The sequence below is a fragment of the Actinomadura violacea genome (genome assembly GCF_017573465.1).
GTDB lineage: Bacteria > Actinomycetota > Actinomycetes > Streptosporangiales > Streptosporangiaceae > Spirillospora > Spirillospora violacea.
Window position 1 is genome coordinate 25844 of record NZ_JAGEPF010000046.1, and the last position, 24079, is coordinate 49922.

Sequence of the window (24079 nt, forward strand, 5' to 3'; positions counted from 1 at the left end):
TCCCCATGAGGAGTTCCCCATGCGCATCATCTACGTCGACGTGGACACCCTTCGCGCCGACCACACGACCCCATACGGCTACCACCGCCCGACGACGCCCAACCTCCAGGCCCTCGCCGACCGGTCGGTGGTCTTCGACCGCTACTACTGCTCCGACTCGCCCTGCCTGCCGTCCCGCACGGCCCTGACCAGCGGCCAGTTCGGCATCACCAACGGAGTGATCGGGCACTTCGGGGAGGCCGCGCGCTTCCGGCTGGACGCCGGCCACGGCCCCGACCCCGACCGTCCCCTGCTCGGCCAGCGGCTCCAGCAGGGCGGCCACTACACCGCCGCGGTGTCGGTCTTCGCCGAACGGCACCGCGCCTACCATTTCCTCGGCAACTTCCGGGAAAGCGTCCGAGCGACCGCGAACACCGGCGACGAAGAGGCCCCCGACGTCAACCGGGCAGCCATCGAGTGGATCCGCCGCCATGCCCACGAGGACGACTGGTACCTGCACCTCACGTACTGGGAACCCCACACCGACTACACCCAGCCCCAGGAATGGACGGACCGCATGGCGGCGTCGGCGCCCGTCGGCCCATGGCCCGACGCCGAGACCATCAAGGCGCACACCGAGGAGGTCTACGGACCCCGCAGCGCGCTGGACCTGAACTACACGCTCCTCGGCCCCGGCCGGTCACCCGTCCCGCACAACATGCCTGACGCGATCACCGGCCGCGCCGACTACGAACACCTCATCAACGGGTTCGACGGAGCCATCGCCTACTGGGACCACCACTTCGGCCGGCTCATGGCCGTCCTGGAAGAACTCGGCATCGCCGAGGAGACCGCCGTCATCGTGAGCGCCGACCATGGCGAGGCGTTCGGCGAACACGGCATGTACGCCGAACACGGCCTCGCCACCGAACCGGTCCAGCGCGTGCCGCTCGTCTTCTACTGGCCCGGCCTGACCGACGACCTCCCGGACGAGGCCCGCCGCAACGATGCGCTGCTCTACAACATCGACCTCGCCCCGACGCTCTGCGACCTGCTCGGGCTGTCCGTGCCCCCGGGCTGGCAGGGCGAGTCATTCGCCGCCGCCGTCCGCGGCGAACCGCTCGAGTCCCGGCCGTATCTCGTGCTCGGCCACGGCGCGCACACCTACCAGCGCGCCGTGCGCACCCGCGACCACCTTTACATCCGCACGTACCACCCAGGCTCGTTCCGCGCCGAGTGGGAGCAGCTGTTCGACGTCACGGCCGATCCGCACCTCACCCGCGACCTCTTGGACGACGAGCCCGAACTGACCGCGCGGATGCGATCCCACCTCGCCGAATGGTGGAACGAACACGCCGGGCGCCCCGGCTGCCTGCCCGACCCGATGCTGACCACCCTGCAGACCGGCCCCGTCTACTACAGCGACCCCGCCGAGTACGCCGCCCACCTGCGCCGGACGGGCCGCGACCGCCTCGCCGACGACCTGGAAGGCCGGCTCGCCTCCCTGCACACCCCGATCTCCTGGCACGCCCCCGAACCCCGCCCGACCGCACGCTTCATCGACGGCTGGATCAGGGCGTTCCAACGAACCTCCGAAGAAACCACCGGCTGAAGCCCCCACAGGCCTTGCCTCACCTCACGGTTTCTCGGGCTGGGTCCGTAGCCGGGACTCGGCGAGGGCGAGGGCGGCGATGGCCCCGAGCAGGATCACCGTCCCCACGACGGTGGCCGCGGTGAGCCGTTCGCCGAGGAACAGCACGGCCAGGCCTGCGGCGCCGACCGGTTCGAGCAGCATCATCACGGACGCGGTGGTGGCCCTGAGTACGGCCACTCCCGCGAAGTACAGCGGGTAGGCGAGCGCCGTGGTGATGGCGGCGATGTACAGCATCAGTAACCCCGCCTCGGCGAAGTCCCCGCCCTGGGGGAGAAGGCCTTCGTGGAAGGCCGGCGGCAGCATCAGGGCCGCGCCGATGAGGAAGGACGACAGGGTGAGAGTGAAGGCGTCCTCGCCGGTGCCGTGCCGTCCGGTCCACCGGCCCAGGAGGTTGGAGACGGCGTAACCGGCGGCGGACAGCAGCGCCATCGCCACGCCCGCAGGGTGGACGACGCCGGGCCGGTTGCCCAGCACGAGCACGGTCAGCCCGGCCAGCGCGCCGACGACGGCCAGTACTCCGGTCCGGCCGACGCGCTCACCGAGGAACAGGCGCCCGCCGACGGCCGTGAGCACCGGTGCGGCGCCGAGCGTGACGATGGTGCCGACCGCCAGGCCGGTGTCGCGCACGGCGGCGAAGTAGGCGGTCTGGAAAACCGCGAGTCCGGCTCCGGTGCCCGACAGCAGAAGCACACGCCGCCCGGCGGGTCCCGGCACGCGGGGCGTCCTGCGGGACGGGCGCAGAGCCCAGGCCGGCAGCAGCAGCACCGCTCCGGCCAGGAAGCGCCAGAACGAGATGGCCAGGGGCCCCAGGTCACTGGTCCGGTAGATGACCTCCACGGCCGCGCCGGTGGTTCCCCAGGCGATTCCGGCAAAGGCGAGGAAGGCGAAGGCGCGCCGCACCGAGAGCGAGCCGGTCAGCGAGTTCCCGCCCCGGCCCGGCGCCTCCGCGTCGGCGGCGAGGTCCTTTGGGCTCTTCACCCCCTCACCGTGCTCCCCTCCGCGAAATACGCAAAATGCATCCAGCCGCCATCGATACGCTGAACGTATGGATGCGCGCGGAGGAAATGGTGCAGGGCTGGAGCTGAAGCACCTGCGCTGCCTGGTCGCCATCGTCGACACCGGCAGCTTCACGGAGGCGGCCCTGGAGCTCGGCGTTTCACAGGCCGCCGTCTCACGCACCTTGCTCGCCTTGGAGAAGACCCTGGGGGTGCGGCTGCTGCACCGCACCAGCCGCACGGTCGAGCCCACCATGGCAGGAGTGCAGGTGCTCGCCCGAGCCCGTCTGCTGCTGGCCGGCGCGGACGAACTCGTCGCCGAGGCCGCCGCCGGCCACAGCCGCCTGCACATCGGTCACGCCTGGTCGGCCTTCGGGCGTCACACCACCGAGTTCCAGCGCCGCTGGCACCACGACCATCCCGACGTCGAACTCCGGCTCGTCCGCCACAACTCCTCCACCGGGGGACTCGCTGAAGGACTCTGCGACCTTGCGGTCATCCGCAGCGCCCTCGGCCTCAAGGTCTGGGCACATGCGTTCGTCGGCCACGAGGACCGCTACCTGGCCCTCGCCTCCGACGACCCCTGGGCCCGCCGCCGCAGCATCCGCCTGGCCGAGGTCGCGAACCGCACCCTCGCCCTCGACCACCGCACCGGCACCACCACCTTGGACCTGTGGCCCGAGAACGAACGGCCCGCCGCCGAGGACGTCCACGACATCGACGACTGGCTCGCCGCCATCGCTTCCGGCCGCTGCGTCGGCGTCACTCCGCAGGCCACCGCGGCCCAGTACCGTCCCGACGGCATCACCTACCGCCCCCTGCGCGACGCGGAGCCGGTCCCCGTCCACCTCATCTGGCGCCGACAGGGCCCCCACCCCGCCACCCGCGCCGCCGTCGCCCTCGCCATCGACCTCTACCGCGCAGAGGCTGTGAGGCCCGTTACGTCGTGAAGAAATCGGCGAGGGCGCGGGCGATCTGGTCGGGCGCCTTCTCCGTGGGGATGTGGTCCGCTTCCGGGACCCGTATGAGCGTGGTCTGCGGAATCTCCGAGGCGAACCTCTCGGCGTACTCCACCTTCTCGAAGGCGTCGTCCTCACCCCAGACCAGCAACTTCGGCACCGTGGACCGCTGGAGCGCGGGAACGAGATCGAGGGTGTAGCGGTGGTTCGTCGGCGGCGGCCGGGTCCCGGAACCCGGGCCACGTGGGGCGCCGGCCAGGAGTCGTAGAGGACGGACTTGACCAAGGCCAGCCGGGGCACCTCCAGGCGGTCGTGGACGAGGAGGTGCTGGGCGACGGCGCCGCCGATGTCATGCCCCGCCACGGGGACCGGCCCGGAGAGTCCCAGCGCGGACGCGAATCGCGCCACCCAATCCGCGAGGGCCGGGACCGTGGCCGTTTCCAGGGTGAGTTCGCCTCCGGAGCGCCCCAGCCCAGGTATATCGACCGCTATGGGGTGCAGCCCTGCCTGCGCCATGCGGCTCAGCACCGGCAGCCACACCCGGCTCCAATACGTTCCGTGCAGCAGCAACACGGCCCGGCCGCCATTCCCCGCGGTCAAGTAGCTGGCCGTTTCGCCGTCGACCCGGACCGCGCTCCTGCGCACACCCGTCTCGGCGGTTTCACTCACATCGGGTGGTGGCCTTGTTCCAGCCGCCCCAGTCGCTGTTCGAGCTCGCCTGCGCCGCGGAGGTCTTCGGCACCGTCCGGCAGGACGTACCGGCCCGCTACACCTTCCGGATCTGCGCCGAGCACCCCGGCCCTCTGCGCACCACCGTCGGCTACGCCGTCCACGTCGATGCGGGACTGGAGGCCCTGCGCGAGGCGGACACCGTGATCATCCCCGGCTGGCAGCCGGCCGGGGCGCCGGCGCCACCGGCCGTCACCGACGCCCTGCGGGCCGCCCACCAGCGCGGGGCCAGGATCGTCGCCATCTGCACGGGGGCGTTCGTCCTCGCTCAGGCCGGCCTCCTCGACGGCCGCCGCGCGACCACTCATTGGCGCCAGACAGCCCAACTGGCCGCCGCCTTTCCCGAGGTGCGGGTCGACCCCGACGTGCTCTACGTGGACCACGGTGACGTGGCGACCAGTGCCGGAACGGGCGCGGGCATCGACCTGTGCCTGCACCTGGTTCGTTCCGACCACGGCGCGGCATACGCCGCTCAGATCGCCCGGAACATGGTCCTTCCGCCCCACCGGGAGGGCAGCCAACTCCAATACGCCGCGCAGCCCGCACCGGCCAGGGCGGACGGATCGTTGGCGCCACTGCTGGATTGGGCCGCCTCCCGGCTCCACACCCGGCTGACCGTCGGTCGGCTCGCCGAGCACGCCGGGCTGTCGAGCCGGACGCTCGCCCGGCGGTTCACCGAACAACTCGGCACCAGCCCGGCGCAGTGGCTGCTCGGCCGGCGCCTCGATGCGGCGCGAGCGCTGCTGGAACAGACCGCCCTTCCGGTCGAAGCCATCGCGGTCCGGGTCGGACTCGCCTCGGCGGTCAACTTGCGCCGCCATTTCCGTGCACATCTCGGCACCACCCCCGGCGCCTACCGGAGGACCTTCAGCGAAGCCCGTTAGGAAGCCCCCCGGCTGGGGCGGCGAGCGTGGCGAGGTGGCCGTCCAGGAGGCGGACCTGCCGCTCGGGCGGGAACTCCTGCGGGCTGAATAGGGCCTGGACGACGAGACCGAGCGTGAACGACAGGACCGACGCCGCGAGATCGTCCGCGTCGGCGGAGGGCAGTTCGCCGAGGCGTTGCGCTTCCCGCACGTGGTGCCGGATCCGCTCGCGCGAGCGTGCGTAGCGCGCCGCATGCCCGGCGGCGAGGTCGGGGTCCGCCAGCGCGGCGTCCCACGAGCTGACCCAGATGCGGTTGTCCGCGGCGGCCTGCGGTGTGGACGGCAGGATGTCCAGCAGCGTCGCGCGCAGCGCGCCGAGGCCGCCGGGCTCGGGGCCGGCCTTCCGCGTGGCCGTCCTGTGCTCGTCCAAGAGCGTCAACGCGTGGGCGACCAGGTCCTTCTTGCTCGGGAAGTAGTGCGTGAGCAGGCCCGTGGTCGCGCCCATCTCGGTGGCCACCGCCCGCAGCGTCAGGCCGCCGAACCCGTGCGCGGCCAGCACCCGCCACACCGCCGCGGACACGTCGCGGCGGCGGGCTTCGTGATCACCCTTGTGGCGCGGCATACCGCCAGGGTACATTCACATAACAGACGTTATGGAAATGGGAGGTCGTCATGGAAGCCGATGTCAAGGCCGAGCTCGACGGGCTGATGCGCGCCCTCTTCGGCGCGTTCGGCAACGCCGGCGGCGCGCGGCCGAACCTCGCCGCCGTCCGCGAGGTGTTCATCCCGGAAGGCCTGATCATCAAGAACGTCGGGGGCGAGACCGTGATCTACGACCTCGAGACGTTCATCGCCCCGCGGGAGAGGATGCTCACCGACGGGACGCTGACGGAGTTCTCCGAATGGGAGATCGGCGAGCGGACCGAGATCTTCGGTTCGATCGCGCAGCGGTTCAGCGAATACGGCAAGTCCGGCTATCGCGACGGCGAATGGTTCGAGGGTGCGGGCCGCCAGACGACCCAGTTCATCCGCACGTCCGCCGGCTGGAGGATGAGCGCGGCGGCATGGGACGACGAGTAGGGCATCGAGGGCGCGTCCGGGCAGGTCGACCGGGCCTTGGCCGACCTCGGGCCGCCCTGGAGCCGGCCGGCTTGGGCTACCGGGACGTCGCCGGACTCCGCACGTTCAGTGGCGGTCCCTGCCGTGCGGGCTCGCGGTGTCAGGCCTTGCGGGGCGAACGGTCCTTGGCGCGGGTCTCGGCGGCCACGGCGAACAGCAAGCCGCCGATCATGGCGGTGTTCTTCTGGAACTGGACGCGTTGGAGCTTGCGGGCCGTCGGGTCTTCGATCTCCCAGAACGCGTGCCCGGCCAGGGTGGTCGGGACCAGGGAGACGGTGATCGCCAGCGCGGAGAGCCGCGGCAGCACACCGACCGCGAGCAGGCCGCCGGCGATCAACTGCACCGCCCCGTTTCCGCGGACGACGAGTTCGTCGTCGGGCAGCGGCACGACCTTGCGGATCTTGGCGAGCAGGGGCGCCGCCTGGTGCACACGACCGCCGGGCTCGCTGAGGGCGGCCGCCCCGAACACGGCGTAGCTTGAGCCGGTCAGAACGCGAGCACCGGCGCGAATGAGTGCCGTGACCATGACGTTCAGTCCCTTCTGACGGAAGACGACTCCACCGCCATTCGATCATGGGAGCAGCGCGCGTTCCGCGCTCGGGTGCCGGTTCTCGCATACCGCGTGGGGCCGAAGGGCCCCAGGCGATGACCGCCGCTGCGACCGGTGTCCGCCCGTGGCTTCGGACGGACACCGGTCGGCTGATGCCTCCTAGGCGCTGCGGCGCAGCGTGAACCAGAAGGTCGGCACCGAGTTGGTGCCCGGCGTGACGTCGAGCAGTTCCCAGCCGGTGAACCTGGCGCGGAGTTCGTCGGCCGTGACGCCCGCCGCCCACGAGGTGACCTCGGGGAGCGGATTGCCGACCGGCTCGGGGCCGTACCCGAACATCAGGAACCGTGCTCCGGGAGCGGCGCGCTGGGTGAGCCCGGCGGCGTAGGCGTCGCGGCGGTGCAGCGGGACCCCGCAGTAGCAGCTCAGGTCGAAGAACAGGTCGAAGGGGCCCGGCACGTCCAGCTCGTCGAGGCGGGTGGCGTCTCCGTGCAGGAGCCGTACCGCCACTTCCGCCGCCGCAGCCTTCTTTCTGGCCTCGTCGACGGCTCGGTCGATGAGGTCGACGGCCGTCACCTCCCAGCCGTGCCGAGCGAGGTAGGTGGCGTTGGTCCCCGTGCCGCAGCCGAGTTCCAAGGCGCGGCCGGGTGGCAGCGCGCCCTGCCCCTCTACCAGGGCGACCAGCTCGGGCGGCGTCACGCCGGTGTCCCACGGGGGCTTGCCGGTGAGGTAGAAGCGCTCCAGCGCGCGGTGGACGGCCTCCTCTTCAGGGTCTCGCTGCGTTGATGGCAGGTCCGGTTCCGGCTTCTGGGCGGCGTTGGGCTGGTCCATCGTCTCCTCCAAGTATCTAGAATTGAACTCTAGTGACATGCTCTAGAGATATACTCGCAATATGGATGGGGTCAAGCGGCCGGACAAGCGGGCCGAGCGCTCGCGCCGCACCCGCGAGAAGGTCGTCGAGGCGGCTCGCGAGCTGTTCGTCGCGCAGGGGTACGGGGCGACGAGCCTGCAGGAGGTCGCGGACAAGGCGGGCGTGGCCGTTCAGACGGTCTACTTCGTCTTCGGCAACAAGCGCACGCTGTTCAAGGACGTCGTCGACTCGGCCATCGCCGGCGACACCGAACCGGTGGCCACCATGGACCGGGGATGGTTCCGCGCCGCGTGCGCCGCGCCCACCGCGGCCGACCAGCTGCGCGCGCACGTACGCGGCAGCCGCGAGATCCTGGACCGGGTGGCCCCGATCATGCCGCTGATCGCGGCCGCCGCGGCCACCGATCCGCAGATCGCCGCGCAGTGGCCCGACGGCCCCGATCCGCGCTACACCGTGCAGCACGCCGCGGCCCGGTCGCTGGCCGGCAAGCCCGGAGTCCGCCCCGACGTCTCCGTCGAGACGGCCGCTGACCTGCTGTTCGGGCTGCTCAGCCCGCAGCTGTACCTGCTCTTCGTCCAGGACCGCAACTGGTCGCCGGAAGTGTGGGAAGAGTGGGCCTACGCCACTTTGGCCGCCCAGCTCTGCGCCGCTCCCGCGGCAGACCCCGGATAGCCGCGGCCAGGACGACCACGCTCCAGAACCCCGTGAGTCCTCGCCCGGCTCCGCCGCCGGCAAAGCACCTGGCGCAGTGCCGTCGAGGTGGCGGCGCTCAGAGGCCGAGGGTGTGCCGTGCGGCGGTCGCGTCGAGCCGCGGCGGGACGATGCTGCGGCGTGCGGCGTCGGGACGCAGGAGCGCCGCCCGGATGCGGACGGCGGGAAGCGCGGGACGGAGCGACCACAGCAGCGCTGCGGTACCGGTCACGAAGGGGGCGGCCACGCTGGTGCCCGACATGCGGGCGTGCTCGCCGCGCGGGGCCGTGCTGACGATGTCCAGTCCCGGGGCCAGGAGCCCGCGCCGGCCTATCCCGATGCCGAGGTTGGACGGGCTGCGGGGCCGGCCGTGCGTGTCGCATGCCGCGACCGGGACGAGCCAGGGATGGGCCATCAAGGGGGCCGGTCCTATCCGGCCGTGGTTTCCGGCCGCGGTGATGACCACGACCCCGCGGTCCCTGGCGTGGTCGATCGCCGCGTCGAAGGCGGGGCTCCGCTGGAGGATGGGTGTGGCGAGGCCCAGGCTGATGTTGATGACGCGGGCGCCGGCGGCCACGCAGTCCTCCACCGCTTCGGCGAGGGCGGCGGGTGTGGTCTCGGGACAGAGGTGTCCAGGGCCCGGCTCGCAGAGGACGGGCCGGGACACGAACGTGCATCCCGGGCAGATCGCGGGCGCGCCGCCTCCCCGGGGCGCCGCGAGCATGCCCAGCACGAACGTGCCGTGCAGGCAGGCCGGGCTCGTCGGCGACCGGCACGACGACGCGGTCGAGGGGAGGGCGGGATGGCCGCCGTCGGCGGGACCGTCGATGACGGCCACGGTGACCGCGGGATCGCCCTCCCCGTCCGCCATGAGTGCGTCGAGGCCGGTCAGGCGGAGGCTGCGTGCGTTCGTGCCGCTCGGCTCGGCCGCCTGCGTCATTCGGACTCGTAGGGCCGGCAGAAGGGGCTGCCCTCCGGATCGTGCCGGCACGGCTGGTCCGGGTTGCAGCAGTCGAAATCGTAGGCGGCGTAGGTGTCGTCGAGACCCCAGCAGACGTTCGTGCCGGGTGGGCAGGGAGAAGGCAGCTGCCCCGCCTTGCGCTGGTAGACCGTGGCCAGCATTTCCGGATTGTTGTTGATCCGCAGAACGGCCATGGGGGTCAGCCCGGTGCGCCGGTCCGCGGCCCGGGTGGCGTACTGGCCGAGTGCGGGCCCGATGGATTTCTCAGCGGTCAGCCGGGGGAGAACGTCCATTCCTTCGTCCCTTCGTTCGTTCATGGGCTGTCAGGTCGCGAAGCACGCGCTCAGGCAGTCGGTCTGGGAGACCCCTGCGCAGCGGCGCCAGCAGTCCAGGTCGGCGCGGCATTGGACGCCGCAGCGGATCGCGGTGCCGGGACCGACGCAGGACGACAGGCAGGACAGGCTCGCCATCGGTGCCACCGTCATGCCGTCCGGGAGCCGTGCCGCACTCGTGGCGTACGTTCCGAGGGAGGGGCCGAGGGCGTGTTCGGCGGTGAGTCTGGGCAGGTTCACGGCGCCTCCGCCGCTGTGGCGGTCTTGCGGACGAGCGTGACCAGGTCGGCGATGATCCAGGCCGGTTCGGTGCCGGGTCCGCCGTCGCCGAGCCGCAGATGGTTGCCCATGGGGGGCCGGTACTGGACGGGCAGCACCGCGGGGCCGGGGTCGGCGTAGTCGAATGCGGTGGTCCCGTATCCCTCGTTCATGCGCCAGTCGCCGGCCAGCGACTGCCGCGCGCCGCCCTTGGGCCCGATCGGGGCGTCGTACATATGGGCGGCGGCCGCCGCGGGGCCGAGCGCGACCGTCCACAGCCGCATGCGGGCGATCATCCCGGTGAGGGGGCCGAGGTCCGGTAGCCCCTCGGGGTACTGCGCGGTCGGCAGGTTGCCGACGGTCAGCAGCCGGTCCTCCACGGCCGGGTTGGGCGTGATCTCCAGTTCCGCGGTGGCCGGCGCCCGTACCGGCCCGCCGTCGCTGACCAGCAGGCCGACCTGCCCGTGCGGGTGGTCCTCGGCGGGCGGGCCGTAGACGCTCACCACGAAGACCCAGCGCCTCAGGTAGGGACGCAGGTCCACCGAGAGGGCCCCCGGCGCCGAGCCGGGGACGGCGAAGCCGAGGGTCAGGTCGCGCTCGATCGACCACGTCGCGAGCGGGCCCTGGGCGCCGCGGATGTCGGCGACCACCATCGGCCCGGAGATCGTCGGCGGGTCCGTCCCCTCTTCCAGGACCGGTTGGACGTTCAGCCAGAAGGTGAGGGAGAAGGCCGCGCCTCCGGCGGTCCCGGCGGGGATCAGCGAAGCGGGCAGGACCGCCTGCGCGAGCGTCCGGTTCCCGTCGAAGGCCAGGGCCATGTCGGCGACCGGAGCGTAACGCGCGATGGATGGTCCGTAATCCGCCGAGTGTAAAGCCGTCACTGCAGGCACTGCCGGATGCAGCCGGCCACGGCCGAGGGGGCGCGCTCGATGTAGCAGGACGGGTCCAGGCCGCATTGGCCGACCAGCGAGACCGCGTTGGGCAACCCGCAACCGATGAGGCAGGGAACCTTCGACAGGACACCCCCGAAAATCCCGCCCAGGCCGTCGAGCAGGCCCATCGGGGCGACGGTGTCGGGAGTCGTGCCCGGGCCGGTTCCGAGATAGGTGTGCAGGGTCGGGCCGATGCTGTATTCGGCGGTGAGACGCGGAATCGTCATGGCGTTTTCTCCGGGTCACGGGTGGTCGTAGTAGAGGGACAGGTCATTCACCATGAAGGGGAACTGGCCGCTGACGTCGATCCGGGTGAAGTAGCGCTGGATCTGCGTGGTCGTCGTGGACGCATACAGCAGGATCACGTCCTGGATGCGGCGCCCTCCGGACAGTGCGTCGGGCTGGGCCTGGACGGAATTCAGCGTGAATCCGTTCAGTTCCATCTCGATTTCCTTCTTGTAGAGCGCGAGCGACTTGAAGGTGAGGTAGTTGATCGCCCGGTGCTCGTCGGTCTGGCCCGCGTTGTCCGACAGCAGAGTGAGGGCGGAAAAGGCGTTCCCGGCCGCGGCGGCGACGTATTCCTCGGGGGTCTGGCCCGTGCCGCCCCCGGCGCCGCCCAGGTGATCGCTGATCTTCTGCATGAGGTCGCCGTCACCGGTGACCTCTGCGGTGATGCTGTTGATGAACGCCTGTCCGGTGAACCCGAACACCTGGTTGCAGGTGACGATGGGCAGCTGCGCCCCGTTGCACATCCCCGGTGGCGCGATGGGGCCCAGCGTGCCGATGACGAGGGCGAAGCTCACCTGGCCGGGAGCGGGGGACAGCGCCGTCACCAGGCCGGTCAGTTCGACGTAGGAACGCGGCTGCAGGACGTAGAGGTCGATGTCGCCGCTCTGGAAGACCCAGCACATCTCCCGCGCGAGATAGAGGTTCTGCCCCTGGCTGAGCACGGCGAACTTGTCGGCATCGCCGACCGTCAGGGTCTGCTCGGGGTTCTTCCCCCACGCCTGCATGAACTCCTTCTCGAGGTTCAGCGACGGGAAGCGGGCGGTCACGGTGCCGATCGCGTAGACGCTTTCGGGAGCCGCCGCGCCGGCGCCGCCGCCGCAACTGCAGCTGCCCTCGGTTCCCCCGCAACCGCACCCATCGGCCGCGACAATCGAAACTGCGGGTTCCTGGAGTTCTTGAATCACCATATCCTGCTGGACCGGCTCGCCCGCAGTCACGTTTTCAGCCATATAGAGGCTTCACCCCGTCCGCATTCGCCGTTCCTGGAGATGCGTCATGAGTCTGATCCGACTCGGAGCGGGAGTCAACAGTCATTCCGGACGCGGACCTCCGCCGGCATGGCGCACAGGTCCCGGTTGAGCGACGGAAAGAGTGCAGAGTTAACGTTGAAACGTCAGGAATCGGTGGGGTCGGAGAGGCAACGGAAACAAACTAGTGACGGGCGCGGTATGGCGTGATGTGGTCAGGGCCTTCTGCTCATGGGCGGCTTATAGTGGCGATGTATTTGTGGAGGTTCTGCGCCGGAATGTCGTGCCCGCGCACCGGGACGGCGTCCGGCCGGCTGAACGCCGAGGAGGGACTTCGCCGTGACACTTCCGCGCTTGACCGCCGAATGCGGCATCGGACCGGCCACCGGCACTTATCAGGGCCGCGTCACCGCGGCGGGCGGGCCGGTGATCGCGGCGATGGCCGTCGGCGATCACGGCTACGGCGGCGATTTCGTCGCGGCCCTCGAGGCATGCCAGCCCCCCAACACCCTGTGCGAAGGCCAACCGGGCACCGCGGGCGCCGGATACTGGGTGTGCTGCGACCCCAACGCGACCTGCGCCGTCGACGCCCAGGGACGCCCCTTCTGCGGCCCTTAGATCGGCATCCGTCAACGTGCCCGCCCCCGGCGCCGGTGTCTGCAGGACTTCGGCGCGGGGGTGGGCACGTCCGCGTTGGCGACCTTCAGGTCCGGCCCGCCTCAGCGGCCCACGAGGATCTCGCCGCTGTCAGCGCAGTGCGGAGAACCAGCGGCGCGGATGCCGGGTCAGGCTGTATCCGGCCACGGCCATGACGGCGGCGAGGACCCCGCCGCCGATCGTCCACCACCACCGGCTCGACGGCCAGGAGAACCAGCCCTTGACCCGCTCCGCGGGTTTCGGCGCCGAGCTCACGGGGCTCGCCGAACCCGACGGCGAGGCACCCGGGGCGAGCGTGGTTCCGGGGGCGACGGCCGGGGAGAGCGGCGCCTTCAGCTTCGCGCCCGCCGGCCGGGCGTCCCCGTCCTTCGCGCTGATCCGCACGTCGGCCCGGATCGGCAGGCCGAGGTCCTGCTCGGGCAGGCCGCTCGCGGTGAGCCGCAGGTAGTAGGTGCCGGGCAGCGGGTCGTCGGACCACGGCTCGGCCCACGCCCGGACCTGCCGCAGGGAGCAGTGGAGCCTGACGCGGGCGGTCCCGGCCGCCGCCGTGGCGTTCTGCGGCCCGGCCGTGCACGCCTGGCGGCGGCGCAGCCCGTCGAACACGTCGATGGTGTACGTCGCGGCACCGTGGCGGCTCGCCGCCGGGGGCAGCGCGACCGTCACCGCGATCCGCCCGGTCTGCCCGGCCGCGGTGGCGAACGACCAGTACAGGTAGTCGCCGGTCGAGGCGGACACGCTGACCGGCTGGCCCGGCCGGACCGTGGTCGCGGTCAGGAAGGACGTCCCCGCGGTGCCGATCGTCGGCTGCGGGCTCGGGGAGCCGTCCGCCGCGGCCGGGACGGCGGTGGCCGCAAGGACGGCGCTGGCGGCCGCGGAGGCGAGGAGGAGGGAGGCGCGCATGGTCAGTTCTCCTTCCAGACGGCCACCCGCCACCGGGCGAGCCACCCGGTGACCAGGCCCGCGACCAGGCCGGTCCCGGCGAGCACGACCAGCAGCAGCCACCCGCGTCCGAGATCCGGTTCCCCGGGCGCGTCCGACGACGGCACGAGGTCGACGGTCAGCTCCAGCGGCATGCCGGGCGCCGTCCGCACCGCCGCCGGAGCGGAGAAGGAGTTGCTCACCACCAGGCAGACCGGCGTTCCGCCGGACCCGCCGTCCGGGGAGGGCGAGGCGGAGGCGTCCGCCCCGGTCCGCTGGTCGGACCAGCGCAGGCCGGTGGACTGCACGTCGGTGCGTCCGCTGCCGGCGTCGGTGCCGCGGACGAGTTCCTGCCCGGCCGCGGACACCGCGCGCAGCAGCACCCCGTGGTCGGGGTTCAGGGTCCGGTCGAGCGCGACGCTGACGGACGCGCGCAGCTCCTGGCCCGGCGCCACCGACACCCGGTACCAGCGGTGTTCGCTGAACCGTTCCCGGTCGGTGTACACGCCGGGCGCGAGCGTGGGCGCGTCGGCGCACCCCGCGGTCCCGGCGACCTTCTCCGGAGTCCTCCGGTAGGTGGCGCCGGCGCGCTGGACGAGTTGGTTGAGGCGGCCGGTCAGCTCCTCCTGGTGCTGGACGGCGGTGTAGGTCCCGCCGGTCGCGTCGGCGATGCAGGTGAGCTGCCGCCGCACCTTGTCGTTGAGGGTCAGCCCGAGGGTGTCCACGACCAGGTGCGTGCCCTGGGAGGCGAGCCGGCGCGCCACCTCGCAGGGGTCGGGGGGCGAGCAGGTGTCCTCGCCATCGGTGATGAGGATGATCCGCCGCGTCGTCTCGCCGGCCCCGAGGTCCTTGGTCGCGGCGCGGAGCGCGAGCCCGATCGGCGTCCAGCCGGTGGGGCGCAGCGTCGCGATCGCCGCCTTCGCCTGCGCCTTGTTCACCGGGCCGACCGGGGAGAGCTGCTGGGTGTCGGTGCATCCGACGGCCTTGGAACTGCCGGGGAACCGGTACCGCGCACCGAGCACGCGGATGCCCAGTTGCGTCTCCGCGGGGAGGGCGTCGACCACCGCGCCGAAGGACTGCTGCGCGACGGCCATCCGGCTGCGCCCGTCGATGTCGCGGGCGCGCATGGAGCCGCTGACATCCAGCACGAGCTCGACCTTGGGCGGCTCCGCGGGACCGCCGTCGTCGGCGGAGACCGGGGGCGCGGCGACCGGCGCCGAAGCAAGGAGCAAGGCGAGCAGACCGCCGCCCGCAGAAGATCGTTTGAAGATCACCAAGGGATCCTAATGACGCCGGGAGGCCGCCGAGACCAAGATCGACATTCCCTCCTCGATCCCCGGAACGGCCCGCGCCCAGGGAGCTTCGGCGCGACCGTGACCGTCCCCGCGGCGGCGCTCCCGGCCCTGGCGGCGCTCGTCCCGAGCCGGCCGGCGAGCTTGACGCGGCCACATGATCGGGGCTATTCACAGAGAAAACAACGTTGGATCCGGTGGTAACCCGACATGTACGCCGAGGAACGGCAGCAGGAGATCCTCCGCCGCACGCGCGAGGCCGGGCGGGTGGACGTCATGACCCTCGCCGAGGACTACGGCGTCACGATGGAGACGATCCGCCGCGACCTGACGGTCCTGGAGCGGTCCGGGACGCTGCGCCGCGTGCACGGCGGGGCGATCCCCGTCGAACGGCTCGGCTTCGAGCCCGCGCTCGCGGCCCGCGACGCGGTGATGACCGCGGAGAAGGAGCGCATCGCCAAGGCCGCCCTCGCCGAGCTGCCCGCCGGCGGGTCCATCGTCATCGACGCGGGCAGCACGACCGGGCGGCTCGTCCAGGTGCTGCCGAGCGACCGGGAGCTGACCGTCATCGTCAACTCGCCGCCGCTGGCGACGGTGCTGGCGACCCGGTCGAACCTCAATGTGATCATGCTGGGCGGCCGGGTGCGGGGGCGGACGCTGGCGACGGTGGACGACTGGGCGATGCGCCCGCTCGACCGGCTGCGCGTCGACGTGGCGTTCATGGCCACCAACGGCTGCTCGGTGGAGGCGGGCCTGACGACGCCCGACCCGGCCGAGGCCGCGATCAAGTCGGCGATGATGCGGGCGTCCCGGCGCAGCGTGGTGCTCACCGACCACACCAAGGTCGGCAACGACTACCTCGCCCGGTTCGCCGACCTGGCCGACGTCAGCGTCCTGATCACCGACACCGGCCTGGACGTGGGCCTGGCCACCGAACTCGCCGCCGCCGGCCCCGAGGTCATCCGGGTCTGAGACGCGGCCCGGCCCGGCCCGGCGCGCCCGCCGGGCCGGGGCCGGCGTTGTGGGAAGCGTTCAGGTGCCGGCCGGTTCCTCGGCGTCCAGGTCGCGGGCGAGCAGGGCGGCGAGCGCGTCCAGCGCCGCGTCGGCGCCGGGACCGTCGTCGGCCTCCAGCGTGACCTCGGTGCCGTGCTCCGCGCCGAGGGCCAGCACGGCGAGGATGCTGTTGGCGGGCGCGGAGCGGTCGCCGGCCCGGATCCATACCGGGACGCCCTGCGCGGCGGCGGCCTGGACGAACAGGTTCGCGGGCCGCGCGTGCAGGCCGGTGCGGGAGGCGATGGTCACGGTTCGCTCGGGCATGTCGGCTCCTGTCAGGGTTCGATGGTGACCTTGATCGCGGCGCCGCGGGCGACGGTGTCGATGGCGTCGAGGACGCCGGTCAGCGGCAGCCGGTGGGTGATCAGATCGGCGACGGGCACCGCGCCGGCCGCGATCAGCCGCAGCGCGCGGGCGTTGTGCGCCGGGCTGGACCCGTTGGCGCCCACGATGGTCAGTTCCCGGTAGTGCACCAGGTTGGAATCGCAGGCGATGACCGGGTCGTCCTTCGGCAGGCCGCCGAAGAAGCTGATCCGGCCCTGCCGCGCGGCCATCTGGAGCGCCTGCTCCTGCGCGGCGCCGGAGGCGGCGGCGGTCACGACGACGTCGGCGCCGCGCCCGTCGGTCAGCTTCAGCACCTGGTCGACCAGGTCCGGGCCGGTGATCGCGGCGTCGGGGCGCACCCGGGCGGCCGACATCTCCAGGCGTTCGGCGTTGATGTCGGCGAGGAACACGCGCGCGGCGCCGCGCGAGCGCGCCAGCCGCACGTGCAGGCAGCCGATCGGTCCCGCGCCGATCACCACGACGTCGTCGCCGTCCCCGACCCGCGCGAGCTCCTGGCCGTTGAGGACGCAGGCGAGCGGCTCGGCCACCGACGCCTCGGCGAACCCGACCCCGTCCGGGATCCGGTTGAGGCCGTCGACGGCGAGCACCTTCGCGGGGACGACGGTGTACTCGGCGAAGCCGCCGTCGTAGTGGTACCCCATCGACTCCTGGTTCGGGCACACGGTGAGGTGGCCGCGGCGGCACTCCTCGCACCGCCCGCACGGGATGGCGGCGATGACCTGGACCCGGTCGCCCGGCGCCCAGCCGGTCACGTCCGCGCCGGTCGCGACGACCTCGCCGGCGATCTCGTGCCCCATGACGCGGGGCGGCCGGATGTGGTGGTGCCCGAACTTGGAGATCTTGACGTCGGTGCCGCAGGTGGAGCAGTTGCGCACCCTGATCGCGACGTCACCGGGCCCGGGGACGGGCTCGGCGGCGTCCTCGACGCGGATGTCCCCGGGTGCGTGGAAGCGGGCGACCTTCACTGGGCGATCTCCTCTCCGTCCGGCCGCAGCAGCCGGATCACTTCGTCGGCGTCGGTGGTCTCGCGCAGTCTCCGGGCGCGGCCGGGGTCGAGCAGGATCTGCGCGAGCTCGGACAGGATCCGCACGTGGCCGTCGCCCCGGGCCGCGATGCCGACGCACAGGGCGACCCGTTCGCCGTTCCAGTTCACCCCGCCGGGAAAGCGCAGGACACACAGCGCGTCGTGGTGCACCAGCTCCTTCCCGGCCAGGGTGCCGTGCGGGATCGCCACGCCCTCGCCCACGTACGTGGAGACCGTCCGCTCGCGGTCGAGCATCGCGTCGATGTAGCCGGGCTCGGCCGCGCCGGCCGAGACGAGCGCCCGCCCGCACTGCCGGACGGCGTCGTCCCGGTCGGCCGCGGCCGCGTCCAGGCGCACGGCGGAGCGGGCCAGCAGCTCAGGCACCGATCTCGCCGCCGTCCCTGATGGCCGCCACCAGGCGCGCCACCGCCGGGTCGCCGAGGAACACCTGGAAGGTGACGATCGGCTTGTCCGGCGCGCTGCTGCGAGCGCGGGCGCTGAGGCCCGCGTGGCAGACCACCACGTCGGCGTCGCCGGGGATCGAGTTCACCGGGGTGTGCTCGACCGCGACGCCCGCCTTCCTCAGCTCCTTGCGGAGGCTGCTCGCGAGCATGACGCTGCTGCCCATGCCGGCGTCGCACGCCACGACGATCTTGCGGATGTCCTTGCCGTCCATCTGGTCACGCCTCCTGGGGTGAGGGGCTGGCGGGCGCGGCGGGCGGGGCGCCGGCGTCGCCGGCCGGTTCCTCCGCGCCGGCGGAGGAGGCGGCTGCGCCGTCGTCGGACGCCTCCGCGCCGTCCTCGTCCGGGCTCTTCTCGGCGAACCTCCCGAACCCGAGCAGCACCGCGCCGACCGCGAACGAGACGGCCGCGGCGACGAGGACGCCCAGGTAGACGCCGATCCAGCCGTGCCTCGGGGTCTCGGCGACGTAGGCGAAGATGCTGCCGGGCGACGGCGTGGCGACCAGCCCCGCGCCCGTTGCCATGAAGGTGGCGATCCCGGCCGCGCTGCCGGCCATGGTCGCGAGGATGAGCCGCGGCTTCATCAGGATGTAGGGGAAGTAGATCTCGTGGATGCCGCCGAGGAAGTGGATGATGATCGCGGCCGGCACGCTCGGCCGCAGCGACCTCGGGCCGAACATCAGGTAGGCCAGCAGGACGCCGAGCCCCGGGCCCGGGTTCGACTCGAGCATGAACAGGATCGACTTGCCGTCCTTCGCAGCCTCCGCGAAGCCCAGCGGGGCGAGCACGCCGTGGTTGACCGCGTTGTTGAGGAAAAGCACCTTCGCGGGTTCGATCAGCACCGACGCCAGCGGCAGCAGATGGTGGTGGATCAGCCATTCGACGCCGTTGCCCGCGCCCTTGGTCACCTGCCGGACGATCGGGCCGACGCCCCACACGCCGAAGACGGCCACCGCGCCGCCGACGATGCCGGCGGTGAAGTTGTCGACCAGCATCTCGAACCCGGTTCGGGTCCGCTCCTGGATGTAGCCGTCCACCTTCTTGAGCAGGTAGGCGGCCAGCGGCCCGACGATCATCGCGCCGAGGAACATGGGGATCTTGGAGCCCACCACGACGCCCATCGTGGCGACCGCGCCGACGACCGCGCCCCGCTGGCCGTGCACCATCCGGCCGCCGGTGTAGCCGATGAGGATCGGCAGCAGGTAGGTGATGGTCGGGTCGACCAGCTCCCCGAGGTGCTTGTTCGGGAGCCATCCGGTCGGGATGAACAGCGCGGTGACCAGCCCCCAGGCGATGAACGCGCCGATGTTGGGCATCACCATCCCGGCCAGATGGCCGCCCAGGCGCTGGACTCCGGCTTTCAGCCCGCTTCCGCTGACGGCTGGTGTGTACGCAGCGGCCATCTCGGCCTCCTCAGGGTTCGGGGGGTCTGCGTGAGGATCAGGCGATGAGCGAACGGCCGAGGTCCGGCCGGGTGTCGATGCGGACGATGTCGCGCCGGATGTCGCCCGGGCGCGGCATCCGGCTGGCCGGCAGGCGCACCGCGGCGGCCCCCCACGCCAGCCCCTCGGCCAGCGCCGGGGCGCCGCGCGCCCCCGCGGCGAGGAACCCGGCGAGCAGCGCGTCGCCCGCGCCCACCGTGCTCCGCGGCTCGGCGACGGGCGCCGTCCCGGCCGTGACGCCGTCCTCGTCGACGAGGACGGCGCCGTCGGCGCCGAGGCTGGCGAGCACGGCCCCCGCACCGCGCTCGCGCAGCTCGCAGGCCGCCTCCACCGCGTCGCCGACGCTGGCGACCGGCCGCCCGACGGCCTCGGCCAGCTCGTCCCGGTTCGGCTTGACCAGGTGCGGGCCCGCACCGACGGCGGCCGGCAGCGCCGGGCCGCTGGCGTCGACGGCGACCCGCACCCCGGCGGAGGCGAAGAACTCGCACAGCCGGGCGTAGATGTCGGAGGGCACCCCCGGCGGCAGGCTGCCGCAGGCCACCACCCAACTCGCGCCCTCGGCCTCGGCGAGCACGGCGTCGGCGACCGCGTCCAGCTCGTCGCGCGACAGGGGTTCGCCCGGCTCGTTGACCTTGGTGACGACGCCGTCGGGCTCGACGATCGTCACGTTCGAGCGGGTCCGCCCGGCCACCGGCACGGCATGGACCGCGATGCCGTCGCCCTCCAGCAGCCGGACGAGCTGCTCGCCGTCCGCGCCCCCGGAGGTGACCACCGCGACCGTCGGCGCCCGGTTGGCCAGCAGCGCGCGGGACACGTTCACGCCCTTGCCGCCCGGGTCGATGCGCGCGGACCTCGCCCGCGTCATCGTGCCCTGGACGAGCCGGTCGACGTCGATCGTGCGGTCCAGGCTGGGGTTCAGCGTCAGCGTGACGATCACCACGCGCCGCCTCGGCTCGGCGCACCGCTCATTGTTGGTTCACCGCCGTTTCACGTCTGTTTCCATTTGTTTACGCCTAGATGTGTGGGAACGTCAAGGGTGCAGGCACAGACGAATCGCGGGCCGAGCCGGCGGGTTCCGCCTTCGCCAGAGGAACCGCGGGTCACTTCCCGGCGTCGCCGAGAAGCTTCTGCATCTGCGTGAGCTCGTCCGCGTAGGCGTCGCGGCGGACGCGTGGCCCGCAGGACAGCAGCAGGCGGGTGAAGTCGTCCGCCGCCTTGGCGATCCGCTCGCTCAGCCCCGTGGCGGCGTCCTGGGCACCGAAGTCGCTGGTGGCCGCATAGACCCCGGTGGGGGAGACCACGGCGTGCAGGTAGGAGAACATCGGCCGCAGGGCGTGTTCGAGGACCAGCGAGTGCCGCTCGGTGCCGCCGGTGGCCGCGATCAGCACGGGCATATCCGTCAGCGTCTGCGCCGGCAGCACGTCGAAGAAGGACTTGAACAGGCCGCTGAAGGAGGCGTTGAACGCCGGGGTCACGGCGATCAGTCCGTCGGCCTCGGCAAGGTCGTCGAAGGCCTTCTCCAGTTCGGCGTTGGCGAAGCCGGTGAGCATCGCGTCCATGATCGGCCGCCCGAATCGCCGCAGCTCCACGATCGAAGGCGTGGCCTGGGTTCCCTTCCGGACCAGCCGGTCGGTGACCGCATCGGTGATCCGGTCGGCCAGCAGCCGGGTCGAGGACGGCTCCCGCAGCCCTCCGCTGACCACCGCGAGCCGCGTCACGACTGCCCTCCTTCCAGGCCGTCGGCGGACGACTCGCGTCGGGCGGCGACGAGCCGTTCATGCGTCGGGGCGTCCGGGACGCGTTCGGGACGGCCGACGGCGAACTCCTTGCGCAGTACCGGCACGACTTGCTCTCCGAGTAGATCCAGTTGCTCCAGGACCGTTTTCAGCGGCAGGCCGGCGTGGTCGATCAGGAACAGTTGCCGCTGGTAGTCGCCCACGTATTCGCGGAATCCAAGGGTCCGTTCGATGACCTGCTGCGGCGAGCCGACCGTCAGCGGGGTCTGCGCGGTGAACTCCTCCAGCGAAGGGCCATGGCCGTACACCGGGGCGTTGTCGAAGTACGGACGGAACTCGGCGACGGCGTCCTGACTGTTCGGGCGCATGAATATTTGCCCGCCCAGCCCGACGATCGCCTGGTCGGCGGAGCCATGGCCGTGGGCCTCGAAACGCTGCCGGTACAACCGCACCATCTGCTCGGTGTGGGAGGCCGGCCAGAAGATGTGGTTGGCGAAGAACCCGTCCCCATAGAACGCGGCGAGTTCAGCGACCTCCGGGGTGCGGATCGAGCCGTGCCACACGAACGGCGCCACCCCGTCCAGCGGCTGGGGCGCCAGCGTGAATCCCTGCAGAGGGGAGCGGAACTCACCGGACCAGTCCACCACCGGCTCGCGCCACAGGCGTCGCAGCAAGCCGTAGTGCTCCACGGTCAACTCCACCGCCGTCCGGATGTCCTGCCCGAACCAGGGGTAGACCGGCCCGGTGTTGCCCCGGCCGAGCATCAGATCGACCCGGCCGTCGGCCAGGTGCTGCAGGACGCTGAAGTCCTCGGCGATCTTCACCGGATCATTGGTGGTGATCAGCGTCGTGGACGTCGACAAGATCAGCCGCTGCGTCTGCGCGGCGATGAACCCCAGCAGGGTGGTCGGCGACGACGGGGTGAACGGCGGGTTGTGGTGCTCGCCGGTCGCGAAGACGTCCAGCCCCACTTCCTCGGCCTTGCGCGCGATCGCGACGGTCGCCTTGATCCGCTCCGCCTCGGATGGCTCCCGGCCCGTGGTCGGGTCGGGCGTGACGTCCCCGACGGTGAAGATTCCGAACTGCATGGCCGACACGTCGCGGTCCCCTTCCCCGCATCCCCGGGCGCCATTCCCCGACCGCCGTCGGCCGGACATCCCCGTTCGGCGGCGTCGCCCGGGACCGAATCCTTGCGATGGCGTTGGCGAGCACAGACGCCCTCGCCATCGCAGCGCAGCCGCCGACCGGCCCGAGAAGGCACCTACCCGTCCTATCGCCAGCCGCAGCACTGACCAACGCAAAGCTCTGGGCGCCTTCACTTACCCGCCGCAGACCGGCTTCCCCCGGGACTTACCGAAGGAGGCCGCCCTTGCTGTGGTGGCGATTCGTCGAGAGGCCGGGATGATCAACTCGCTCTCTTGGTGCTGGTAGGGTCACGGCATGGTCTACATGTTCGTCCGTCTTCGGACCGCCTGAGACGGTCTGCTCCCGCCGGTCACCTACGACCCGCGGCGGTTGAGGAATCCCGGCAGCGCGTGACGCCGCCACGCGGGCTCCCCCCAACCCGGATCGTCAGTTCCGCACAGCTCCCGGTTACTGCTCTCACCCGTGTTCTGCCCTGACGGGCTGACGCACGGCTCGACGAGGTACCTCCACCGGTTCGCCTGTGCCGTCACCGAGCCCGCCGTTGTGCGTGCTCGCCCCTTCCTTCAGCGGCATCTGCATCGCCATGCCCGATACCGGGCGTGGCTGCCGCGCTCGAATCCGAATGGACTGACCTGTATGTCATCTGTCTCGAACAGCCCCTCCCGTTCTGGACGCCGACCCGCCGACGCTCCCACCTTCGTTCTGGTCCACGGTTCCGGCTCCAGCTCGTTCATGTGGGCGCCGGTCCAGCGCGAACTGGCGCTGCTGGGCCACCGCAGCTACGCCGTCGACCTGCCGGGCCACGGCTTGGACGCGCAGTACCCGGTCGCCTATCAGGCTCCGCAGGACCTGGACGCATGGGCCAAGGAACCGTCGACGCTGGCCGGGGTCACCCTGCAGGACAACGTCGACACGGTCATCGACGTCGTCGAACGCGTGTCCGAGCACGGGCCGGTGGTGCTGGTCGGCGCCAGCCTCGGCGGAACGACCATCACCGGCGTGGGCAACACGATCCCCGATCTGGTGAGCCGGCTGGTGTACATCTCCGCTTGGTCATGCGTGCGCCTGCCCAGCCCCGTCGCCTACATGCAGGAACCCGAGTTCGCCGCCAACCTGATGGCGCCGCTGGCCGCCTTCAACGTCGGAGATCCGGCCGAACTCGGCGTCGGCCGCGCCAACTACCGCACCGCCGACCCGGACCTGCTGGCCGCTTTGAAGGCCGCGACGATTGCCGATGCCACCGACGAGCAGTTCCGCGCCTTCCTCAACATCCTGCAACCGGACGAGTCCATCGCGGTGATGACCGCCGACGCCCGCGCCCAAGCCGACACCTGGGGCACGATCAACCGCACCTACATCCGCCTCACCGAAGACCGCACCCTCCCGGTCGCCATGCAGGACCGGCTCATCGCAGAAGCCGACGCCCTGACCCCCGACAACCCCTACTACGTCCACTCTCTGGACACCTCACACGTCGGGTTCCTTCTCCGAGCGGCGGAAGTGGCGGCCATCCTCGACCAGCCACGGACGCGATGACCGCCGCCGTGCTGAACCGGCACCAAGGCGCTTCGCCAATGGCGCGGCTCTGAGTTCGGCGCAGCGCGGCAGGCTTGCCCTGCCGCGCTGCGCATCGGCCCTCGGCGTCACGTACTCGGATTCAGCCCGGGACTTGCGTGGTTTGTCGGTGTCTATTCGTAAGATCGCTGCGTGCCGGATGCCTTCACTCTCCTTTGGGCCCAGGACACGTGCCGTGCCCTTCGGAAGCACGGTCGTGTGGGTGAGCGGCCGCCGGTCGCGTTCAGCGGCAGCCACCAGTCACTGCCGGCCTGGACGGGCGCCCAGCCCGGCGACGAGGTGTA

28 protein-coding genes and 2 pseudogenes are annotated in these 24079 nt (G+C 71.7%); 8 read left to right on the forward strand and 22 right to left on the reverse strand.

All coding sequences use genetic code 11. From position 1 onward, the window contains the following. The first annotated feature begins 19 nt into the window (after positions 1-19). Positions 20-1591 carry a sulfatase family protein gene (locus tag J4709_RS48490; RefSeq protein WP_208252279.1) on the forward strand — a complete coding sequence of 524 codons (1572 nt, stop codon included), beginning with the start codon at positions 20-22 and terminating at the stop codon, positions 1589-1591. 24 nt (positions 1592-1615) lie between these two features. On the opposite strand, the gene J4709_RS48495 is transcribed toward J4709_RS48490, so the two are convergent. Then, positions 1616-2611 carry a DMT family transporter gene (locus tag J4709_RS48495; RefSeq protein ID WP_307802130.1) on the reverse strand — a complete coding sequence of 332 codons (996 nt, stop codon included), beginning with the start codon at positions 2609-2611 and terminating at the stop codon, positions 1616-1618. 67 nt (positions 2612-2678) lie between these two features. On the opposite strand from J4709_RS48495, the gene J4709_RS48500 reads away from it, so the two are divergent. Beyond that, positions 2679-3578, forward strand: coding sequence for a LysR family transcriptional regulator (locus J4709_RS48500; protein ID WP_208252281.1), 900 nt, complete (start codon positions 2679-2681; stop codon positions 3576-3578). Here J4709_RS48500 and J4709_RS56410 read toward each other — a convergent pair. Together J4709_RS56410 and J4709_RS56320 are read right to left on the reverse strand one after the other, a co-directional pair. Further along, positions 3568-3861 (reverse strand): annotated as a pseudogene (locus tag J4709_RS56410) (alpha/beta fold hydrolase); the annotation flags it as partial. The gene J4709_RS48500 and the pseudogene J4709_RS56410 overlap by 11 nt on opposite strands. 47 nt (positions 3862-3908) lie before the next feature. Beyond that, a pseudogene (locus J4709_RS56320) lies at positions 3909-4103 on the reverse strand (alpha/beta fold hydrolase); the annotation flags it as partial. 158 nt (positions 4104-4261) lie between these two features. Here J4709_RS56320 and J4709_RS48510 point away from each other — a divergent pair. Further along, the gene (locus tag J4709_RS48510) at positions 4262-5200 is read left to right on the forward strand and encodes a helix-turn-helix domain-containing protein (RefSeq protein ID WP_208252282.1); all 939 of its coding nucleotides are present in this window, start codon (positions 4262-4264) and stop codon (positions 5198-5200) included. Here J4709_RS48510 and J4709_RS48515 read toward each other — a convergent pair. Next, the gene (locus J4709_RS48515) at positions 5184-5801 is read right to left on the reverse strand and encodes a TetR/AcrR family transcriptional regulator (RefSeq protein WP_208252283.1); all 618 of its coding nucleotides are present in this window, start codon (positions 5799-5801) and stop codon (positions 5184-5186) included. The two genes, J4709_RS48510 and J4709_RS48515, sit on opposite strands and share 17 nt — an antisense overlap. Positions 5802-5851: 50 nt before the next feature. On the opposite strand from J4709_RS48515, the gene J4709_RS48520 reads away from it, so the two are divergent. After that, positions 5852-6259 carry a DUF4440 domain-containing protein gene (locus J4709_RS48520; RefSeq protein ID WP_208252284.1) on the forward strand — a complete coding sequence of 136 codons (408 nt, stop codon included), beginning with the start codon at positions 5852-5854 and terminating at the stop codon, positions 6257-6259. Positions 6260-6398: 139 nt separating this feature from the next. On the opposite strand, the gene J4709_RS48525 is transcribed toward J4709_RS48520, so the two are convergent. Together J4709_RS48525 and J4709_RS48530 are read right to left on the reverse strand one after the other, a co-directional pair. Then, a complete protein-coding gene (locus tag J4709_RS48525) occupies positions 6399-6824 on the reverse strand; it encodes a DoxX family protein (protein WP_208252285.1) in 426 nt (141 codons plus the stop codon). Between the two features lie 183 nt (positions 6825-7007). Next, entirely contained in the window at positions 7008-7676 is a 669-nt protein-coding gene (locus tag J4709_RS48530) for a class I SAM-dependent methyltransferase (RefSeq protein ID WP_208252286.1), read from the reverse strand. A 61-nt stretch (positions 7677-7737) separates the two neighbouring features. Between J4709_RS48530 and J4709_RS48535 the strand changes: the two genes are divergently transcribed. Further along, positions 7738-8388, forward strand: a complete 651-nt coding sequence (locus J4709_RS48535) for a TetR/AcrR family transcriptional regulator (protein WP_208252287.1) — start codon at positions 7738-7740, stop codon at positions 8386-8388. A 97-nt stretch (positions 8389-8485) separates the two neighbouring features. On the opposite strand, the gene J4709_RS48540 is transcribed toward J4709_RS48535, so the two are convergent. The 6 genes from J4709_RS48540 to J4709_RS48565 are packed head-to-tail and all read right to left on the reverse strand — an operon-like array spanning position 8486 to position 12127. After that, positions 8486-9346 carry a S8 family peptidase gene (locus tag J4709_RS48540; protein WP_208252288.1) on the reverse strand — a complete coding sequence of 287 codons (861 nt, stop codon included), beginning with the start codon at positions 9344-9346 and terminating at the stop codon, positions 8486-8488. Then, positions 9343-9660, reverse strand: a complete 318-nt coding sequence (locus J4709_RS48545) for a hypothetical protein (RefSeq protein ID WP_208252289.1) — start codon at positions 9658-9660, stop codon at positions 9343-9345. Before J4709_RS48545 ends, J4709_RS48540 begins: the two co-directional genes overlap by 4 nt. Positions 9661-9690: 30 nt before the next feature. Further along, positions 9691-9939 (reverse strand): hypothetical protein, encoded by a 249-nt coding sequence (locus tag J4709_RS48550; RefSeq protein WP_208252290.1) that lies wholly within the window; start codon positions 9937-9939, stop codon positions 9691-9693. After that, on the reverse strand, positions 9936-10775 hold the full coding sequence (locus J4709_RS48555; RefSeq protein ID WP_208252291.1) for a hypothetical protein: 840 nt from the start codon (positions 10773-10775) through the stop codon (positions 9936-9938). Before J4709_RS48555 ends, J4709_RS48550 begins: the two co-directional genes overlap by 4 nt. Before the next feature lie 59 nt (positions 10776-10834). Continuing rightward, positions 10835-11116 carry a hypothetical protein gene (locus J4709_RS48560; protein WP_208252292.1) on the reverse strand — a complete coding sequence of 94 codons (282 nt, stop codon included), beginning with the start codon at positions 11114-11116 and terminating at the stop codon, positions 10835-10837. A 15-nt stretch (positions 11117-11131) separates the two neighbouring features. After that, complete coding sequence (locus J4709_RS48565) at positions 11132-12127, reverse strand: cyanobactin maturation protease PatG family protein (protein ID WP_208252293.1); 996 nt, start codon at positions 12125-12127, stop codon at positions 11132-11134. 372 nt (positions 12128-12499) lie between these two features. Between J4709_RS48565 and J4709_RS48570 the strand changes: the two genes are divergently transcribed. Then, positions 12500-12763 (forward strand): hypothetical protein, encoded by a 264-nt coding sequence (locus J4709_RS48570; RefSeq protein ID WP_208252294.1) that lies wholly within the window; start codon positions 12500-12502, stop codon positions 12761-12763. Positions 12764-12892: 129 nt separating this feature from the next. Here the strand turns inward: J4709_RS48570 and J4709_RS48575 are convergent, their stop codons facing one another. Both J4709_RS48575 and J4709_RS48580 read right to left on the reverse strand, forming a co-directional pair. After that, on the reverse strand, positions 12893-13702 hold the full coding sequence (locus J4709_RS48575) for a hypothetical protein (protein WP_208252295.1): 810 nt from the start codon (positions 13700-13702) through the stop codon (positions 12893-12895). 2 nt (positions 13703-13704) lie between these two features. Beyond that, complete coding sequence (locus J4709_RS48580) at positions 13705-14994, reverse strand: VWA domain-containing protein (RefSeq protein WP_307802131.1); 1290 nt, start codon at positions 14992-14994, stop codon at positions 13705-13707. Positions 14995-15222: 228 nt separating this feature from the next. Between J4709_RS48580 and J4709_RS48585 the strand changes: the two genes are divergently transcribed. Further along, complete coding sequence (locus J4709_RS48585) at positions 15223-15984, forward strand: DeoR/GlpR family DNA-binding transcription regulator (RefSeq protein ID WP_173092215.1); 762 nt, start codon at positions 15223-15225, stop codon at positions 15982-15984. 60 nt (positions 15985-16044) lie between these two features. Here J4709_RS48585 and J4709_RS48590 read toward each other — a convergent pair whose 3' ends face one another. From J4709_RS48590 to J4709_RS48625, 8 genes are all read right to left on the reverse strand, one after another. Then, positions 16045-16329: an HPr family phosphocarrier protein gene (locus J4709_RS48590; RefSeq protein WP_208252297.1), complete on the reverse strand. Its 285-nt coding sequence runs from the start codon at positions 16327-16329 to the stop codon at positions 16045-16047. Between the two features lie 11 nt (positions 16330-16340). Next, positions 16341-17375: a zinc-dependent dehydrogenase gene (locus tag J4709_RS56050; RefSeq protein WP_208252298.1), complete on the reverse strand. Its 1035-nt coding sequence runs from the start codon at positions 17373-17375 to the stop codon at positions 16341-16343. Continuing rightward, a complete protein-coding gene (locus tag J4709_RS48600; protein WP_208252299.1) occupies positions 17372-17818 on the reverse strand; it encodes a PTS mannitol transporter subunit IIA in 447 nt (148 codons plus the stop codon). The genes J4709_RS56050 and J4709_RS48600 overlap by 4 nt, the downstream gene beginning before the upstream one ends. Continuing rightward, a complete protein-coding gene (locus J4709_RS48605) occupies positions 17811-18110 on the reverse strand; it encodes a PTS lactose transporter subunit IIB (protein WP_208252300.1) in 300 nt (99 codons plus the stop codon). Before J4709_RS48605 ends, J4709_RS48600 begins: the two co-directional genes overlap by 8 nt. Positions 18111-18114: 4 nt before the next feature. Beyond that, positions 18115-19299 (reverse strand): mannitol-specific PTS transporter subunit IIC, encoded by a 1185-nt coding sequence (gene mtlA / locus J4709_RS48610; protein WP_208252301.1) that lies wholly within the window; start codon positions 19297-19299, stop codon positions 18115-18117. A 37-nt stretch (positions 19300-19336) separates the two neighbouring features. Further along, positions 19337-20275 carry a 1-phosphofructokinase gene (pfkB, locus tag J4709_RS48615; RefSeq protein ID WP_208252302.1) on the reverse strand — a complete coding sequence of 313 codons (939 nt, stop codon included), beginning with the start codon at positions 20273-20275 and terminating at the stop codon, positions 19337-19339. Between the two features lie 163 nt (positions 20276-20438). Next, complete coding sequence (locus J4709_RS48620) at positions 20439-21056, reverse strand: CE1759 family FMN reductase (protein WP_208252303.1); 618 nt, start codon at positions 21054-21056, stop codon at positions 20439-20441. Then, positions 21053-22162: an LLM class flavin-dependent oxidoreductase gene (locus J4709_RS48625; protein WP_208252304.1), complete on the reverse strand. Its 1110-nt coding sequence runs from the start codon at positions 22160-22162 to the stop codon at positions 21053-21055. The genes J4709_RS48620 and J4709_RS48625 overlap by 4 nt, the downstream gene beginning before the upstream one ends. 520 nt (positions 22163-22682) lie before the next feature. On the opposite strand from J4709_RS48625, the gene J4709_RS48630 reads away from it, so the two are divergent. Then, positions 22683-23756, forward strand: a complete 1074-nt coding sequence (locus tag J4709_RS48630; protein ID WP_307802132.1) for an alpha/beta fold hydrolase — start codon at positions 22683-22685, stop codon at positions 23754-23756. Positions 23757-24079 lie beyond the last annotated feature (323 nt).